The organism is Pseudoalteromonas sp. JC28, assembly GCF_013319255.1.
GTDB lineage: Bacteria > Pseudomonadota > Gammaproteobacteria > Enterobacterales > Alteromonadaceae > Pseudoalteromonas.
Map to the genome: position 1 here is coordinate 189,596 of NZ_QOKX01000006.1, position 15,643 is coordinate 205,238.

10 protein-coding genes are annotated in these 15,643 nt (G+C 46.0%); 8 read left to right on the top strand and 2 right to left on the bottom strand.

Annotated elements, in window-relative coordinates; all coding sequences use genetic code 11:
• The first annotated feature begins 43 nt into the window (after positions 1–43).
• Positions 44–1,114, top strand: a complete 1,071-nt coding sequence (locus DS891_RS14955; protein ID WP_010606932.1) for an aspartate carbamoyltransferase — start codon at positions 44–46, stop codon at positions 1,112–1,114.
• Positions 1,115–1,123: 9 nt separating this feature from the next.
• Positions 1,124–3,139 carry an asparagine synthase (glutamine-hydrolyzing) gene (asnB, locus tag DS891_RS14960; protein ID WP_174170205.1) on the top strand — a complete coding sequence of 672 codons (2,016 nt, stop codon included), beginning with the start codon at positions 1,124–1,126 and terminating at the stop codon, positions 3,137–3,139.
• Positions 3,140–3,241: 102 nt separating this feature from the next.
• Here the strand turns inward: asnB and DS891_RS14965 are convergent, their stop codons facing one another.
• Entirely contained in the window at positions 3,242–4,537 is a 1,296-nt protein-coding gene (locus tag DS891_RS14965; protein WP_174170206.1) for a porin, read from the bottom strand.
• A 267-nt stretch (positions 4,538–4,804) separates the two neighbouring features.
• Here DS891_RS14965 and DS891_RS14970 point away from each other — a divergent pair, with 267 nt between their 5' ends.
• From DS891_RS14970 to DS891_RS14995, 6 genes are all read left to right on the top strand, one after another.
• Positions 4,805–6,763: a methyl-accepting chemotaxis protein gene (locus tag DS891_RS14970; RefSeq protein WP_174170207.1), complete on the top strand. Its 1,959-nt coding sequence runs from the start codon at positions 4,805–4,807 to the stop codon at positions 6,761–6,763.
• 161 nt (positions 6,764–6,924) lie between these two features.
• The gene (locus DS891_RS14975; protein ID WP_174170208.1) at positions 6,925–7,776 is read left to right on the top strand and encodes a D-hexose-6-phosphate mutarotase; all 852 of its coding nucleotides are present in this window, start codon (positions 6,925–6,927) and stop codon (positions 7,774–7,776) included.
• 61 nt (positions 7,777–7,837) lie between these two features.
• Positions 7,838–9,187, top strand: a complete 1,350-nt coding sequence (locus DS891_RS14980; RefSeq protein ID WP_174170209.1) for a sigma-54 dependent transcriptional regulator — start codon at positions 7,838–7,840, stop codon at positions 9,185–9,187.
• On the top strand, positions 9,165–10,436 hold the full coding sequence (locus DS891_RS14985) for a PAS domain-containing sensor histidine kinase (protein ID WP_174170210.1): 1,272 nt from the start codon (positions 9,165–9,167) through the stop codon (positions 10,434–10,436). Before DS891_RS14980 ends, DS891_RS14985 begins: the two co-directional genes overlap by 23 nt.
• Positions 10,437–10,494: 58 nt before the next feature.
• Entirely contained in the window at positions 10,495–10,731 is a 237-nt protein-coding gene (locus DS891_RS14990) for a hypothetical protein (protein WP_174170211.1), read from the top strand.
• A 152-nt stretch (positions 10,732–10,883) separates the two neighbouring features.
• Positions 10,884–13,697, top strand: coding sequence for a hypothetical protein (locus DS891_RS14995; RefSeq protein ID WP_174170212.1), 2,814 nt, complete (start codon positions 10,884–10,886; stop codon positions 13,695–13,697).
• 78 nt (positions 13,698–13,775) lie between these two features.
• Here the strand turns inward: DS891_RS14995 and DS891_RS15000 are convergent, their stop codons facing one another.
• Positions 13,776–15,578: a PKD domain-containing protein gene (locus tag DS891_RS15000; protein WP_174170213.1), complete on the bottom strand. Its 1,803-nt coding sequence runs from the start codon at positions 15,576–15,578 to the stop codon at positions 13,776–13,778.
• Between the last annotated feature and the right edge of the window lie 65 nt (positions 15,579–15,643).

A 15,643-nucleotide genomic window follows, 5' to 3' on the forward strand; every position in this document is an offset into this window, starting at 1 on the left:
TCCTTGTCGTTATGTTCCTTATTGATTTTAAAAAGAGGCAGTTATGGTAAGTGCGCAGCAAGTAGAGTTTAATCGAGCGCAGCCGGATGTTTACGGGGATGCACATCCCAAAGCATTACTCAGAGCGATACAAGAAGACGGGGACAGGCTGCATTGTTTGGAGAATAAGCACATTATCAGTGTCGACCACCTTGACCGAGACGTGCTGATCCAGTTATTCCGCCTCGCCGCGAAATATGAAAGTAACCCTGCAAGGTTCAGCTCGCCGCTTAGTGGCAAAATTTTGATCAGTGCGTTTTATGAACCCAGCACTCGCACCCGTCTGTCGTTTGAAAGTGCATGGCACCGCTTGGGGGGCGATATTATGTCGATCACTGATCGCTCCTCAACGGGCATTGCGAAAGGGGAGTCGCTGCAAGATGTCGCCGAGATGTTCAATAATTATGGCGATTGTGTCGTTTTACGTGACACCTCTGTGGAGTCTATTGAAGAGATGATCCACAGCCTACGGATCCCAATTATCAACGCTGGTAATGGCATTGATGAGCACCCAACACAAGCGATGTCTGATCTATACACTATCTTCAAATGGCGGCCGTCGTTATTACTCCCTGACAGCGAAGCCTTTAGCCCTATAAAAATTGGCGTGATTGGCGTGCCGAGCCAAATGCGTACGGTGCGTAGCCTGCTGAAAATGTTTACACATTTTCCGCGCATTGTGGACGAAATATTCCTGCTCTACGACGAGAGTGTCGAGGAAGCGGTGTCGAGCGACCAATTAGCCCAGCTAGAGGAAGCGGGGGTCAAAGTGTCTATCGGCCATGACTTGAACGCCGTTTTACCTGAGCTTGATGTGGTGTATATCAACTCCATTGCATGGGTTGGTGAAAGCTTCGAAACCTATGGAAAGTCGTTTAAATTGAGCGCAGATTCCCCCTTTAAGCCCGATGCGATAGTGCTTCATCCTCTGGCTCGAGGTGAAGAGCTGTGCACCAGTTTAGATGCCACGCCACACAATTGGTATTTTAGTCAGGCACGTGGTGCCGTCTTTTTACGCCAAGCCTTATTGACCTGTATGGTGCAGCGCGCCAGTACTGTGATGGATGTGATTTAGGGAGATATTATGTGCGGAATTGCTGGTATTTTTTCAACGCAAGCGCAAACACAAGTAGATAATCAATTATTAGTAAACATGGCAGCCATTCAACATCATCGTGGTCCCGACGGTTTTGGCTATAAACAAATGGCTGGCGTGGGATTTAGTCACGCCAGACTGTCGATAATCGACCTCGACGAGCAGCGAGGGCGGCAGCCCTTTATTAGTTCTGACAAGCGTCTAATGTTGGCTCACAACGGTGAGTTTTACGATTACGCGCGGATCCGAGCTGAGCTGGTAGCAAAAGGGGCAAGGTTCCAAAGTAAAAGCGACTCAGAAATTGCCATGCACTTATATCAGCAGCTTGGTCTCGATGAGATGCTGACGCATCTGCGCGGTGAGTTTGCGTTTGCGTTGTATGACCAACAAACCGATACACTACACTTAGTGAGAGACCGCTTTGGTATTAAACCTTTGTACTACACCCAAACAGAAGACGAAATTGTGTTTGGCTCAGAACTGAAGGTGCTGTTTGCCAACCCTAAAGTTAAGCGCCGATTCTCAAGTGAAGGCCTATTTCATCAACTGATCCAAGTCATGGTGCCCGGCAGCACGGCATTTGCGAATGTACATCAAATCAAACCTGGACATGTTGTTAGTATCACCAGAAGCGAACAAGGTTTTAGCATTGAAGATAGACCTTATTGGGATGTTAACTTTCCAACGGCGCAATCGTATTTGAACAGCAAAGATGAAGAATATTACATTGATGGCGTGCGCAAACAGCTCCTAGAAGCGGTGCAGTTGAGACTCACCGCAGACGTCCCGGTAGGTTGTTACTTAAGTGGCGGCATAGACTCGTGCGCTATTTTGGGTTTGTCTTCAGCTGCGGCACAAGCACCAATTAAGGCCTTTACCATAGGCTTTGATAGTGCTGAGTACGACGAAACGCCGATTGCAAAGCAAATGGCGCAAGCCACCAAGGCCGATCATCATATTATGTCGTTAAGCGGTGACGAGCTATATGGCCATTTCGAGCGAACCTTATGGCATACCGAACGAACTATTTATAACACGCTTGGTGTTGCGAAATACCTGATGAGCCAGCAAGTTAACGAGTCTAATTATAAAGTTGTGATGACCGGAGAAGGCTCCGATGAGCTTTTTGCGGGTTATCCAGCATTTAGAAAAGACCTGTTTTTATATGGTTTAGATGAACTTGATGACACCGAAAAAGCCCAGTGGCAAACCATGCTGGAAGACAGCAATAAGTTGTTTAAGGGGGCTATGCTTTCCCGTGAGCAATACGATAGTGCAGCATTAGATGAGGTGGTTGGTTTCACACCAAGTTGTTTGCAGCCTTGGCTGTCATGCAGTCACTTTGCCCATCAACTCGTTGCCGCCGAACACAGAGAAATACTCACGGGTTATGATGCAGGCAAAGCGATTGCCGAGACTTTAGATGATGCTATGTTAGAGTCCCGCCATCCACTCGACAAAGCCCAGTATGTGTGGATTAAAACCATGCTTGAGGGGCAAATATTAACTTGGGGTGGAGATAGGGTCGACATGGCCAATTCGATGGAGGCAAGGCCTGCCTTTTTGGATCATCACCTCGCTGAGTTTGCCTTTACCATTCCCCCGCAATATCGCATTAAAGATCGTAAAGAAAAGTACGTGTTACGTGAAGCGATGAAAGGACTGCTGCCAGAAGTGCTGTATGAACGAGAAAAGTTTGCTTTTATGGCACCACCGGCGCACTCGGATAAGAAAAAATGGGCGGCAATGCGCGTGCTGGCCGATAAATACTTATCTAGACAAGCTGTAGAAGCCGCTGGTTTATTAGATTTTGAAGCGGTAAATGCGCTATTTGAGTTACATGAATCGCCAGACGCAGATGATTCACTCAAAGTGCAACTAGATGCCGTGATCAATCACTTGCTTGGTGTGCAAATACTGCACAAACAATTTATCGCCGCAGACTTACCTCAATTTGCCGCCGCTGAAGCGGAGCGCCTTGGTTGGAGGGCAACCACAGAGTAAAGGCTGATCTTATTGGTATTTCAGAAAGTAAGGTAATAAAAAGGCGATGCGCCAACAAGCGCATCGCCTTTTTGATTTAATACCTAAGATTAATCCCTTAGATTAAAAGTAATAACCGAAGTTAATGTTGAAGCGACGCTCGCTTTCGTCACTATCGCCTGCGATTGAACCACCAATAAACGGCTGGTTTTTCGCGTGAACTAAATCAACATAGGTGAAGAATGCACCCGCAGCGAGTGACACACCTGTGACATTCATCCAGGTGTCTTCAGTGTTATCGGATTTGTCGTAAATAATACCGAAGTCGTTATAAAATTGCAGATCGGTAATTGGACCGAACTCAACTGGCAGGTTGTACGCTACATTAAAGTTCGACATGGTGGCTTCTGCTGCGATGGAATCATAAAATGCATAAGCACCTACTGCCATACGGTTTACATCATCAATATCGTAATGGTATTCACCGTGTTGTAACTGTAAGTTCCAAGGGCCAATGTTGCTATTTAAATGTAGTGCCCACGCATTGTAATCACCTGCTCGGTCATTACCGTCGTGAAGGCCTCCGGCAAGACCAGAGACGCCAATTTCAGTTGTGCCACCGTTGTGTTCAATATGATACGCGTAACGACCAACAAAGGTGTTGTATTCGCCGATTGGTTGCGTTGGGTCGTCATAAACGCCATCGCCCGCTTTACGGAAACCTACCACGTCATAAGAGTAGCGATCGCTGCGGTCATCCACGTAACCGTCCACACCACCTAGCTCATCATTTTTGAAAAAACCAAGATCAAGCTGCCAGTTGTCCGCCACTTTACGTTTAAATACCACCCCCATGTCGTGGTCGTCTTCAAGACCAATATAATAGGTAGTGTTAAAGAACCAGTTGTGTGAATTGTAAGGTGAGTTACCAAAAGGTACTTTAGTCATACCAACCTGAGCTTGCCAATGGTCGGCAAAGTCATAGTCTAGGTAAGCGTATTTTACCGCAGTCATATAGTCGAAAAAGCGGATTTCAGCATTTAAGCCAAAGCCTCCGACATTGCCAGAGAAGTTCAATCTGAAAATATCGAAGTCAAAATCGCCGCCACGGTTCTTGTTGTCATCGTCATAAGACGTATGGCTGTAGTTTGTTCTGATCGCGCCGCCGACTTTGATGGCCGGTTTTGTTTCAGCTGCTGCAACTTGAGTTTTAGTTTCAGCTTTTGCTTCGGCTTTTTCAGCCTTTGCGATTTTTTCCTGTTGTGCTCGCGCCTGCTCTTTTTGTTCTAGCTGCGTGAGTTTCTTCTGAAGTTCAGCCAATTGGCGCTTTAACGCGTCAATTTCTGAGTTTTCGGCAAGCACTGAATTAGAGCAAAGTGCTAGACCTAATCCGAGTGAGATGGTTGAAAGTTTTAACATAGTTGTCCCGTTGTTAAATGGTTGAGCGCAAAACCTCTTACAAATTGTAGACCACCAAAGCTATCATTGCAGAAAGCAAATAAATTTTATGGCCCTTGATTGAATTATCCATAGTAACACTGTGGCCTATCCGACCTCAAAGTTACCCAACATTTAACCATACCTAAGATGAATATAAGACGAACAAGTGATCACATTTGTATGTCATTCTTGCCCAATAGCCTATCCCTCACTATATTTTTACTATCTGTGAAACGGTGTTTATTCATGAATATATCGCAAAAATTAAAGCTGTCTTTCGCAACGGCAATCGCGCTTCCTTTGTTAATCATCGCGGGGCTTATTATCAGTCAAACTAGGCAGCAGGGAATAGAGACCTTCTCGGAGCTCAGTGATCGAGAGGCGCTACAGGTTGAGAATGGCATACAGATGTTTTTTGATGAAATTGCAAAAAACGTAGACTATTTGGCAACCCATGCACAAGTCTTGAGCGCGCAGCAAGACGTGAAAACTTATATGGATTCAACCAGCACCACTCGACTTAATTCCAAAGTAGGAAGTAAAACAGAGCAAGCAGCATATTCGTTATTTGAGCACTTTGGTAACACGCACCCCGGCATTGCCTATATCTACATGGGGAATCAGCAAGGTGGTTATATTCAATGGCCTCTAGGTGAAGTGAATGCAAACTACGATCCTAGACAGCGTCCTTGGTATCAAACAGGGCAATCGGGAAATGGTGAGACGATCCGCACTAGCGCCTATTATTGGGCGCCGGATGATATGGTGATTGTGTCGACGGTAAAAGCGGTTACTGCCAATGGTCAAACCGTGGGTGTTCAAGGTATGGATGTGTCACTGCAAGGGTTGACCAAAATCATCCGCAATATCAAATTGGGCGAGACCGGCTATTTAATGCTAGTGGAAGACACTGGAAATGTGTTGGTCGATGCCAAGTTCTCCGAACATAGATTTAAAAAGCTGGCAGACATTGCGAACGGCCGCTATCGTGAATTGGCTCAAAATAAAGATGGGCTATTTGAGCTCGAAATTAACGGGCAAGACTACTTTGCCAACATCTATACAGCACCCAAATTAGGCTGGAAGTTTATTGGTTTAGTTGAAAAAAGTGAGGTAATGGCTGCAGCCAATGCGATGACGCTGACGATATTGATTCTAAGTGCTGTCCTGATCACCGTATTTTTGTTGCTAGCAAGTTATATTTCTAAGTTGATTTCAGCGCCCATTGTAGAAGTGAGTGACGGTTTAACTGAAATTTCGCAAGGCGGTGGTGATTTAACGCAGCGTTTAGACATTAAAGCTCAGGATGAAACGGGCAAACTGGCGACGAGTTTTAATTTGTTTTTAAATCTCATTGCTGAGTTGGTGACGCAAATCAACGAGTGTGCGCAGCAAGTTAATGAAACCTCACGACAAACCGCTTCGCAGTCTGATCAGCTCACCGGCGCTACCAGTCAACAACAGCAAGCGCTTGAAATGGCTGCTACTGCTATTAATGAGATGGCGGCAACCGCAAATGAAGTGGCGGCAAGCTGCGCCAATGCGGCTGAGCTTGCAGGACAAACTCAGCAAGCATCTGAGTTGGGCCAAAGGGTGATAACAGAGTCTGTCGAGAGCGTCACAACATTATCTGAAGTGATCAATAAGGCAACCGCAGATATCATGCAGCTCGACACCGAAAGCGAAAATATTATGTCGATACTCAGCGTGATCCGAGGCATAGCAGAACAAACCAATCTTTTAGCGTTAAATGCGGCAATAGAGGCGGCACGCGCAGGTGAACATGGCCGTGGCTTTGCCGTTGTGGCCGATGAAGTACGCGCGTTGTCGCAGCGTACCTCTGAATCGACGGAAGAAATTGCCTCTCAGCTTGATAAGCTTAGAAAAATGACGGAAATGGTGTCGGGAGAAATGAAGCGCAGCCTAACGCGTACGGAGCAAACGGTTGAACTGACAAACTCAGCGCAACAACAATTTAGTGAAATTACCCAAGCGATTGTCAATATTAGCGACCTTAACACGCAAATCGCCACCGCAGCTGAAGAGCAGCAACATGTTGCTGAAGACATTAATCGCAACGTGGTGGAAATTAAAAATGCTGCGGATAGCGTGAGTGATATCGCTGTGAATACCAATCAAAATGGCGTGAGATTACATTCATTGTCGAGCACACTCACAGAGCTGGTGGGCAAATTTAAAGTATAGCTTTAGCCCAATCCTCAAGTTCCATAAATCGTGAGAGCAACGCTCTCACGGTGCTACCGCATTGGTATAATTGAATAACTTTCAAATTGGATGGATAACAGTTTACTCGTAGTATTTAAGTGGTAAGGTAGGCATATCATTGAGTTGACGTAGGAATCACCATGGAATTATCACCTTCAGTTTCAATCGAGCGCACTGAGTCCGGACTAGAGTATATTTGGGTCGACAGTGCATTTTGCCAAGCGAAGATCTTTTTACAGGGCGCGCAACTTACCGAGTTTACACCAGCAGGAAAAGGCAATTTAATTTGGGTTTCTGAGGCGGAAGATTACCTTGAAGGTAAACCAGTACGCGGTGGTATTCCAATCTGTTGGCCTTGGTTTGGCGTACATAGCAAAGCGGATTGGCCAATTCATGGGGTTGCTCGCAAGCTACTTTGGCGTGCGCACAGCGTTGAAGAAAAAAGCGATGAAATTACCGTTAAACTCACACTACCGATGACCTTAGTTGAAGCGCAATACTGGCCACACACGTCACAATTAGAGGTCGAGTTTGTGTTATCAGACAAGCTTGAAGTGCGACTGACCAATATCAATACTGGTGATGCGCCATTTACGTTAACGCAAGCCTTACATACGTATTTCCCAACGCCAGAAGTCGGTAATACCACGGTAGACGGGTTACAAGGCGCGAAATATATCGAATTTGGTGAAGGTCCATTTGAGCAAACCGAAGTAGTTAGCTTTGCCCGCGAAACCGATATGGTGTACACCCAAGCAAGCCCGGTGCAAACCATCAACACGCCTGCGGGCATTATTGAAGTAAAACGTGAAAACTCAACTTCTTGTGTGCTTTGGAACCCATGGATTGAAAAGTCACAGCGTTTAAGCAACTTTAATGATGACGAATACCACAAGATGTTGTGCTTAGAAGCTTGTAACGTAATGGACGATGCCGTGCAACTTGCACCAGGTGAAAGCCATACCTTAAGTACAATCATCCGTTGGTTATAATTTTATATTCGCGGAGCACACTATGCTCCGCTGAAACCCTATAACAATAAAAATTCCCCCTATGGAAAAGCCCACAATACTGGTTATCGACGATAACGCCGAAGTACGCCTCAGCGCCGTATTCTTTTTAGAAGATCAAGGTTTCAATGTAATTGAGGCGGCAACCTTAGAGCTTGCCAAGCCACTGCTCACCGCTAAGCAAGTGTCATTAGCCTTGCTCGATATGAACTTCTCCCGAGATACCACTTCAGGTAATGAAGGGCTGGACTTTTTGCGCTGGCTACGTGACTCCATTCTTAATGTGCCAGTGATCTGTATTACCGGTTGGGGAAATGTCGCGTTAGCGGTGTCTGCAATGCAGCTTGGTGCGAGCGACTTCATCGAAAAGCCATGGGACAATCAGCAGCTGCTGCAAGCCGTGCAGCAACAACTCAAAATATCATTAAAGCAAGCGAATATCGTAGCAAAACACAGCGAGCGCGGCGCGTTTCAATGGCGCTCTCAGGCGATGCAATCTTTATATAAGCAGCTTGCCAAAGTAGCAAAAACCGACGCTCGGGTGCTGCTTACCGGTCCAAGTGGCGCGGGGAAAAGTCATTTAGCTCAGTGGTTACACCAACAATCTAATCGTTCAGCAGGACCTTGGGTTGAGGTGAATATGGGCGCGGTGCCAGAATCATTATTCGAAAGTGAGATGTTTGGTCATAGCAAAGGGGCGTTTACAGATGCAAAGCAGCATCGTGTTGGTCGTTTTGCAATGGCAAAGCAGGGCACATTATTTTTGGATGAAGTTGCGACTATTCCACTTCCTTTACAAGCAAAATTACTGCGGGTGCTGGAAAATGGCAGTTATGAAGTTGTGGGTAGCAGTCAGACGCAACAAGCGGATTGTCGACTTATTTGCGCAACCAACACCAATCTTGACGACTTAGTGAAAGCCGGTGAGTTCCGAGAAGACTTGTTATATCGCATCAATACAATTGTGATTGAAGTGCCGAGGCTCGCCGAGCGGTTTGGCGATATCGTGCCGTTGGCTGAGTATTTTGTTGCTAAATTCTGTGCGCAGTATGGTGAGCCAATTCGTGAACTTAGCCCTGCGGTTAAAGCTGTGTTGATTGAACACAATTGGCCCGGCAATGTGCGTGAGTTAAGTCACGTCATGGAGCGAGCCGTGTTAATGGCGGAAGGCTTGCAGATTGAGCTCAGTGATTGCCAACTACGCTTTACCGCCGCACCTAAAGTGATCAGTGATATGCCAAGCAAGACTTTGCAACAAGTGGAGCAAGAAATGGTGGAGCAAGCGATGCAACGCGCTCAAGGCAATGTCGCAGAAGCCGCTAAAATACTTGGACTCACGGCTTCTTCTCTTTATCGGCGTTTGGAAAAATATGGCCTTAAAACATCTGGCTAGCGCTGAGTGGCGGCTTGGGGCCTACTGTACGCTGTTAACCATTAGCTGTACGGTTTTACTGACTTTGCTGCTTCTGCAATTACAGCTAGAGATAACGTGGGTAGCTGCCGTATCGGTGAGTGTGTTGGGGCTGTTGGGCGGGTTACAAAAAATACTGCTGTCTCACCTTAAGCGTATTGCCATGCGTGCTAATTGGCAGCTAGAAGCGATTGCACAAAGTGATCTTACGCAAACTATTAAGCCACATTATACAGCGGGCGTGGTAGCCGAATTTGAACAGCGCTTACTGGCCTTAAGTGCACAGCTACACAGTCAAAAGCGCCGCTATCATAGTCAGCAGTTTATCATTTATCAGCTAATAGACAGCCTTAATACGCCTATTATGATGTTTGACGAAAAACTCAAACTTGCCTATGCCAATGGTGCATTTGAGTCGCTTTATCATCGCCCTTGGTTAGAGTGTAAGGGAATAAGCGCGGCTCAGTTTGGGCTGGTGCAACAAGATAATCACTGGCATTTTGCAGATACAGCGCAGCAATCTCGGTGGCAACTACAAAGTAGTGAATTCTTTCAAGAGGGTAAGCAGTTTTCTTTACTTGTCGCACTCGATATTACTAAGGCATTACGTAAAAAGGAGCTGGCTGCTTGGCAACATTTAATCCGAGTAATAAGTCATGAGATCCACAACAGTTTGACGCCCGTAAGCTCCCTAGCGCAAACCTTATTAGCAAGAGCAAAGGACAAAAAAGAGCAGCATGCGCTAAGTGTAATAGGTCAGCGTTGCCAGCATTTACAACAATTTGTGAGCCAATACGCCAAAGTTACGCAAACCCCAAGGCTAGATCGGGAGTCAGTCTCTATCATGCTGTTACTGTCTTCTGTTGCTGCGTTATTTGAGGATACCGACATCCAAGTAAATTGCACCGTGAATACGCTCAATCTCGATAAAGCCTTAATTGAGCAAGTGCTGATTAACTTAGTTAAAAATGCCATTGAGGCCAGTGGTGAAAGTGCCAAGTTGACACTACATGCTTATTATCAGCAGCAACAAGCGGTGATTGATGTGCAAGACAATGGCCCGGGCTTTGCCAACCTAGATAACATGCTTACTCCTTTCTATTCCACCAAAGAAGGCGGGCAGGGAATAGGTTTAACCTTTAGCCGCACCATTGTAGAGTTACACGATGGACAACTGAGTTGTCACAACACAGACTCAGGAGGATTAATAAAAATCACTTTGCCTTATTGATAATAATTATCATTAGCATATAATTAAAGTTCCTTCAAAACCTTGGCAAGGAGCTACCATGTTAGTCACTTATCTGTTGGCCAGCTGCTTTATCTTTATGGCGTATAGCTACTCCAAATCATTCAAACCACACGCGCACACCAAGGCAAAGTTGGCGGTGTTATTGAGCGCGGGTTTAATCGCCGCGGCAAAGTGGCAGGCGGGGTTGAGTTCAACCGTAGTATTTTTTGTGTTTGCAGTGTCTCTAGGGGTACTTAGCTTGTTTATCACCCTTGCACAGCCACAAAAGCACTGAAAAATTACGCGCATTTAGAGCAACGCAGATCTTGCTTGCCTCAAAATAGACATTTTAAGGTGAAACGTGCGCAAGAAATTGTTACTAAAAAGCACACTTTTTCTTTACATCTCTTGTTAAGCTAGCGCAACTGGATTTATTTAGGAAAGGTAATGCGAGCGCTACTGATAATTTTTGTTGCTTTTACGAGCTTTGGTTTACAGGCTAAGTGGCAAACCATCAAAACCGAAAACTTCAATGTGCATTATCCTCAAGCGCTTCAGCAATGGGCGTATTCTGCAGCAAATGAGCTGGAAGTGGTTCGAGATAAAGTGCTGGCACAACAAGGTAGAGCCTTGAGTGAACGTGCTGATGTGATTATTTACGATCCAGAAAATACGGCCAATGGCTTTGCATTACCCAGCACAGATAAACCAATGATGGCACTGCAAGCAACGCCGCCTCAAGCTGATTCCGTCATCGCAAATAACACCAGTTGGCAGCAGTTGCTCATTTTGCACGAATATATTCATCTCGTTCACCTATCACAACCTAGCCGTAATCAATGGCGACAACATCTCAGAGATTGGCACGATATTACCGACTTGCTCGATGCGGTATTACCGCGTTGGGTCAGCGAAGGCTATGCGACCTTGCTGGAGTCTAGATTAACGGGACGAGGACGTTTATACGATAATTACAGTGAGAGCATTGTGCGCTATTACGCGCAGCAAGGCGCATTACCGACCTATAGCGCTTTAGATAATGGCGACAAGTCTTACCTTTCCAACTCCATGGCATACTTAGTAGGCGTACGTTTTCTAGCATGGCTTGAGGATAATTATGGCGCACAGACGTTAGATGCCGTGTGGACAAGAGTGCAGGCGGTGGAATCTCGCAGTTTTGAAACCGCATTTAGTGGTGCTTTTGGAGCGCCAGCCAGTCAGTTATATCGTCGCTTTATTGTTGAATATAGCTATCAGGCCATGCAGCAGGAGCTGGCCTTGGTTCCGACACAGAGTGAACTTTGGCAGCGGTTCGCATATGCTGCTCGAGATATTGCATTCTCTCCAGATGGCAGTCAGTTTTTGGTGGTAGAGCAAAATCGTAAACGCCAAGTCACACTCAATATCTACGAAAACAAAGAAAATGTAGAAGCCATTGAGCAATTTAATAAGCGCAACGAAGCGATATTAAATGCCGATCCTAAAGATATTGTGGATATTGCACCTGAAGTCTTTCCAAAAAAGCGACTTGCGCAGCTTGATGCTCACAATTTTGCTGGTATCTATTACCCCCAGTGGCTGAATGACAGCCATATTTATTTCGTTGCAAAAACGCCAGCTGCAGACGATACCTTTATCAATGATTTGTTTGTCTGGAAAGTTGGTACTGGAAAGCCGAAGCAACTAACCGAAGGTGCGGGTATTCGTCGCTTTAGTATTGTTGATGCCAACACCGTAATTGCGGAGGTGTCCCGTTTAGGTTACTCACAGCTGGTGACCATAGAGCTGGACTCAGGCAAGCAAACGCCAATCACCACAAGCAAGCTTGGGGATGTCCATGACTTTCCTGTGCTCTCTAATAAAAAGACGACATTAGCCTATGTGCATGTTACTCCTAACAAACGCTGGCAACTTGTTGTTAAAGATCTTAGCCATGATACAACTAAAATTGTTTATTTACCCAAGTCACATCAATACCTTTCGGGATTAACTTGGTCTCATGATGATGACAAGTTGTACTTTATTTCCGGAGTCGCAGGCCACTTAGCGGTGATGCGTTATGATGTGGCGAGTAAAATACTTGAAACCTTACCTGTGAGTGCTAAACCGCTTGAGCAAATTATTACCCATTCACAGCAGTTACTGGTGAGCTATGCGACCCCTGAGGGGGTCAAGGTTAACAAAATAGTGTCTCCGGCTTGGCGCACCGTAAGCGTGTTGGAGCAAGTGAATGAGGCGGAACAAAAAGAGCAGCATCCCCATCAATTACCTGCGGCTAAGATAGATCAAACCGCGCTGCCCAGTTCTGATTATTCTGTGTTCGAACAGTCTTATTCTGTCGCCTTATCAGGCGCATTAAATAGCGCCTCTTTTGATAGTTTGGGCGTGGCATTAAAAGGGCAGGATGTGCTGCGCCAACTTGCTTGGCAGCTTGGAGCCGAGAAAAGCATCAATAATGGTGCGTTGATGGGCGCATTTGCCCAACTTGAATATCGTCATGAAAACTGGAAAACGACGTTTGATGCTGGATATCAAGAGCTAGAAGCGGATAAGCAGTCTCGCTCGCCACAAGTAAAGACCCAGAATAAAAGCAGCTTTAAGCAATTTGCCTTGTCATCTAGCTATCGTTTTGGTGAAGCATTGAATTTCCTCGCTCCCGAATTGGGCGTTATTCGTGTGCAACATGGTGAAAAAGCATGGAGCGGCGGGCGTTACGGCTTTAACGGTCGTGCAATGTGGGATACGCAGCAGCATGGTGTAGCACTGCAAGTCTCTGCAGCTCAGTGGCTAGGTGAATTAGATGGTTTTGATTATCAGCTGAGCTTGTTTGCTAAAGCATGGCAAATTCCATTCTATGCATCGGTCGATAGCCGCTACAGCAGCGAATTGCCTCTATCTGTGGGCGGTGGAGCGCTTACCAGCACTAGTATTAGTAACAGTTTACACGCTGTCAGCGAACCTATGTTGCCGCATCTATTTGCAACGGGAAGCCGCTATTTAGGCTATGAATTTGCAACTTCATGGCAGCAGGGCAAACCTAAGTTATTTTATAAGCAGCATCAGTTAGATGGAGAAGTGATTGGGCAAAATTACGGTATTAAGATGCGCTTACCTTTGTCTCGAGTGATATTAGATAAGGCCGCTGATTTTGCTCCTGCCGGATTAACCGATCTACAGTTTAGTGCTGGAGTTGGTCGTATAGAGGGGCGTAATATGACCAATGAAAACCGTGTTTGGTTTAGTGTTTGGTATGAGTTGTAGGTAATCGTTGCGGACTGCTATCAAACAATGTGCGAGGCTAGCCCCGCACATTGTTTGATGTGTTATAAAGTGCTGAGATTAATTATGGTTCGCTATAATCTGCAAGCCGGAGTAAGCATTATACCCGCGGATCATCACCCAATAACGACCTGCACCTTCATTTAGGGTACAAGATTCGCTGTTACCATAACGGTAAGGGCGACAAGTCCAATTGCTGGTTGTTGGTTCTGCACCTTTAAGTACGTACATATCAGCATCACCAGTGCCACCACTTGTATTGAATGTAACTGTATTCGTGCCTGCAGGGGCATCGTAATAGAAGAAGGTTTCACTGCCGCTAGCACCAGCAAGCCCTGTTTTGGCTACTCCCTTGATAAGCTTTTGCTCTTCACCTGGCAGCGTCACGGTGACTTGTTGTGTTGTTGACGCAGTGTCACCATTACTATCTGTCACGGTGAGTTCTACGGTATAGCTGCCAGAGTTTGTGAAGCTATATGACGTTTGCGCGCCTGAAGCGGATGCGCCATCACCAAACTGCCAGCTGTGCTGTGTAATAGAACCATTTGGTGAACTAGAGCCTGAACCATCGAAGCTGCAGCTTAGGTCATTACAGCTGTAAGTAAATAATGCAACGGGCAATGGATCGGTAGTGCCGTTATCGCCAACAGGAATTTGGCCACCAAAGTGACTAGAAACCTGAGGCCAAATTAAGCTGATTTTAGCGCCTTTATTGGTACAGCCACCTAAGTGGTGTAGCGCAACAACATTATTGGTTGAGGCTGCAAGTACAGGCGAACCTGACGAGCCGCCAATAGTGTCGCAGTAATAGCCTATATCTGTACCGGTACCTCGACCATTCGCCGTTGCTTGGTTAACAGAGCACAGTCCATTGGTGTCTTGATCAGACTCAATCGACAGCTCTTTAGGATTACCTGAACCATGTTGAGGAATGTAAATACGTTCGCCTTGCGATGGATTACGCACGTCTAAGCCAAAATAACCAAACGGCTGGGCCTTAGCGAAATCATTGATGGTAAACAGCGTATAATCTAGTGTGTAATCTGTTTTAAGGAAGTCTTTACCTGTGACCTTAACCACAGTTTCGCGCTGGCTGCCGTTACAGCTCGTACTTTGATAGTTAAACCATACCTCAGTATTCGCCAGCTCTGATGCTGATCCCACACAGTGATTATTGGTAAACATACGGTTATCTGCACCAACACGCCAACCCGTACATAAACCACTGCCGTTCATGAGCAGTCTGGCGACTGGACGCGAACGCTCGAATTCCACCGGGTGCGATTGCGCCCAGCACTGCACGTCTTTGCGTTCCATTGCGCCACAAGTTGACATGGGCGTCACATCGGTCAAGCCCTCAACAGTTGCTTGCCCTTCAGTACCATGATAGTAAAAATCGACTTCGGGTGTTTTGCCTGCATTACCTTGGCCTGGAGTATATTCAATGATGACTTTATCAGCAGAGACTGACATAGCAGAAAACTGTTTAACGCCGTCATCGCCGAGGCTTGGATCAACCGTTGCTGCGCGGAGGTTTGCTTGGGTGTATTCATAGCGCTCGCCACTATCCTCCGAGCGAACAACGAGTTTACCACCGTTTGCAAGGGTGAGGTTTTTAAAGTGTAGTTTGATGTAGCTTGCATCTGGGTGTGAAACTGTTTGCACAATAGTTTGTGTAGACGTTGAAGTGCTTGTAGCACTGTTTTGAGTAATAAGTGGAAGGTTTAGATCGTACTTTTTACCAATCATTGCTTTGCTAGCTTTGCTGGTATATTCCATCATCTGAGCTTCCGTTAGTGGCGCTTGTGCCATCGCGATACCTGATGCTAAACCTAATGCTGTGACAAGAATGTGTCGTTTCATTGTTATTCCTTTTGAGTGTGTGGTTATCCAACTTGAGATAAAAAGTTGGGCGTCGTTCAATACCG

Bases quoted from the DNA above. Each gene is read 5' to 3' on its own strand.
- DS891_RS14955 (WP_010606932.1), top strand. From the start codon at position 44: ATGGTAAGTGCGCAGCAAGTAGAGTTTAATCGAGCGCAGCCGGATGTT.
- asnB (WP_174170205.1), top strand. From the start codon at position 1,124: ATGTGCGGAATTGCTGGTATTTTTTCAACGCAAGCGCAAACACAAGTA.
- DS891_RS14965 (WP_174170206.1), bottom strand. From the start codon at position 4,537: ATGTTAAAACTTTCAACCATCTCACTCGGATTAGGTCTAGCACTTTGC.
- DS891_RS14970 (WP_174170207.1), top strand. From the start codon at position 4,805: ATGAATATATCGCAAAAATTAAAGCTGTCTTTCGCAACGGCAATCGCG.
- DS891_RS14975 (WP_174170208.1), top strand. From the start codon at position 6,925: ATGGAATTATCACCTTCAGTTTCAATCGAGCGCACTGAGTCCGGACTA.
- DS891_RS14980 (WP_174170209.1), top strand. From the start codon at position 7,838: ATGGAAAAGCCCACAATACTGGTTATCGACGATAACGCCGAAGTACGC.
- DS891_RS14985 (WP_174170210.1), top strand. From the start codon at position 9,165: ATGGCCTTAAAACATCTGGCTAGCGCTGAGTGGCGGCTTGGGGCCTAC.
- DS891_RS14990 (WP_174170211.1), top strand. From the start codon at position 10,495: ATGTTAGTCACTTATCTGTTGGCCAGCTGCTTTATCTTTATGGCGTAT.
- DS891_RS14995 (WP_174170212.1), top strand. From the start codon at position 10,884: ATGCGAGCGCTACTGATAATTTTTGTTGCTTTTACGAGCTTTGGTTTA.
- DS891_RS15000 (WP_174170213.1), bottom strand. From the start codon at position 15,578: ATGAAACGACACATTCTTGTCACAGCATTAGGTTTAGCATCAGGTATC.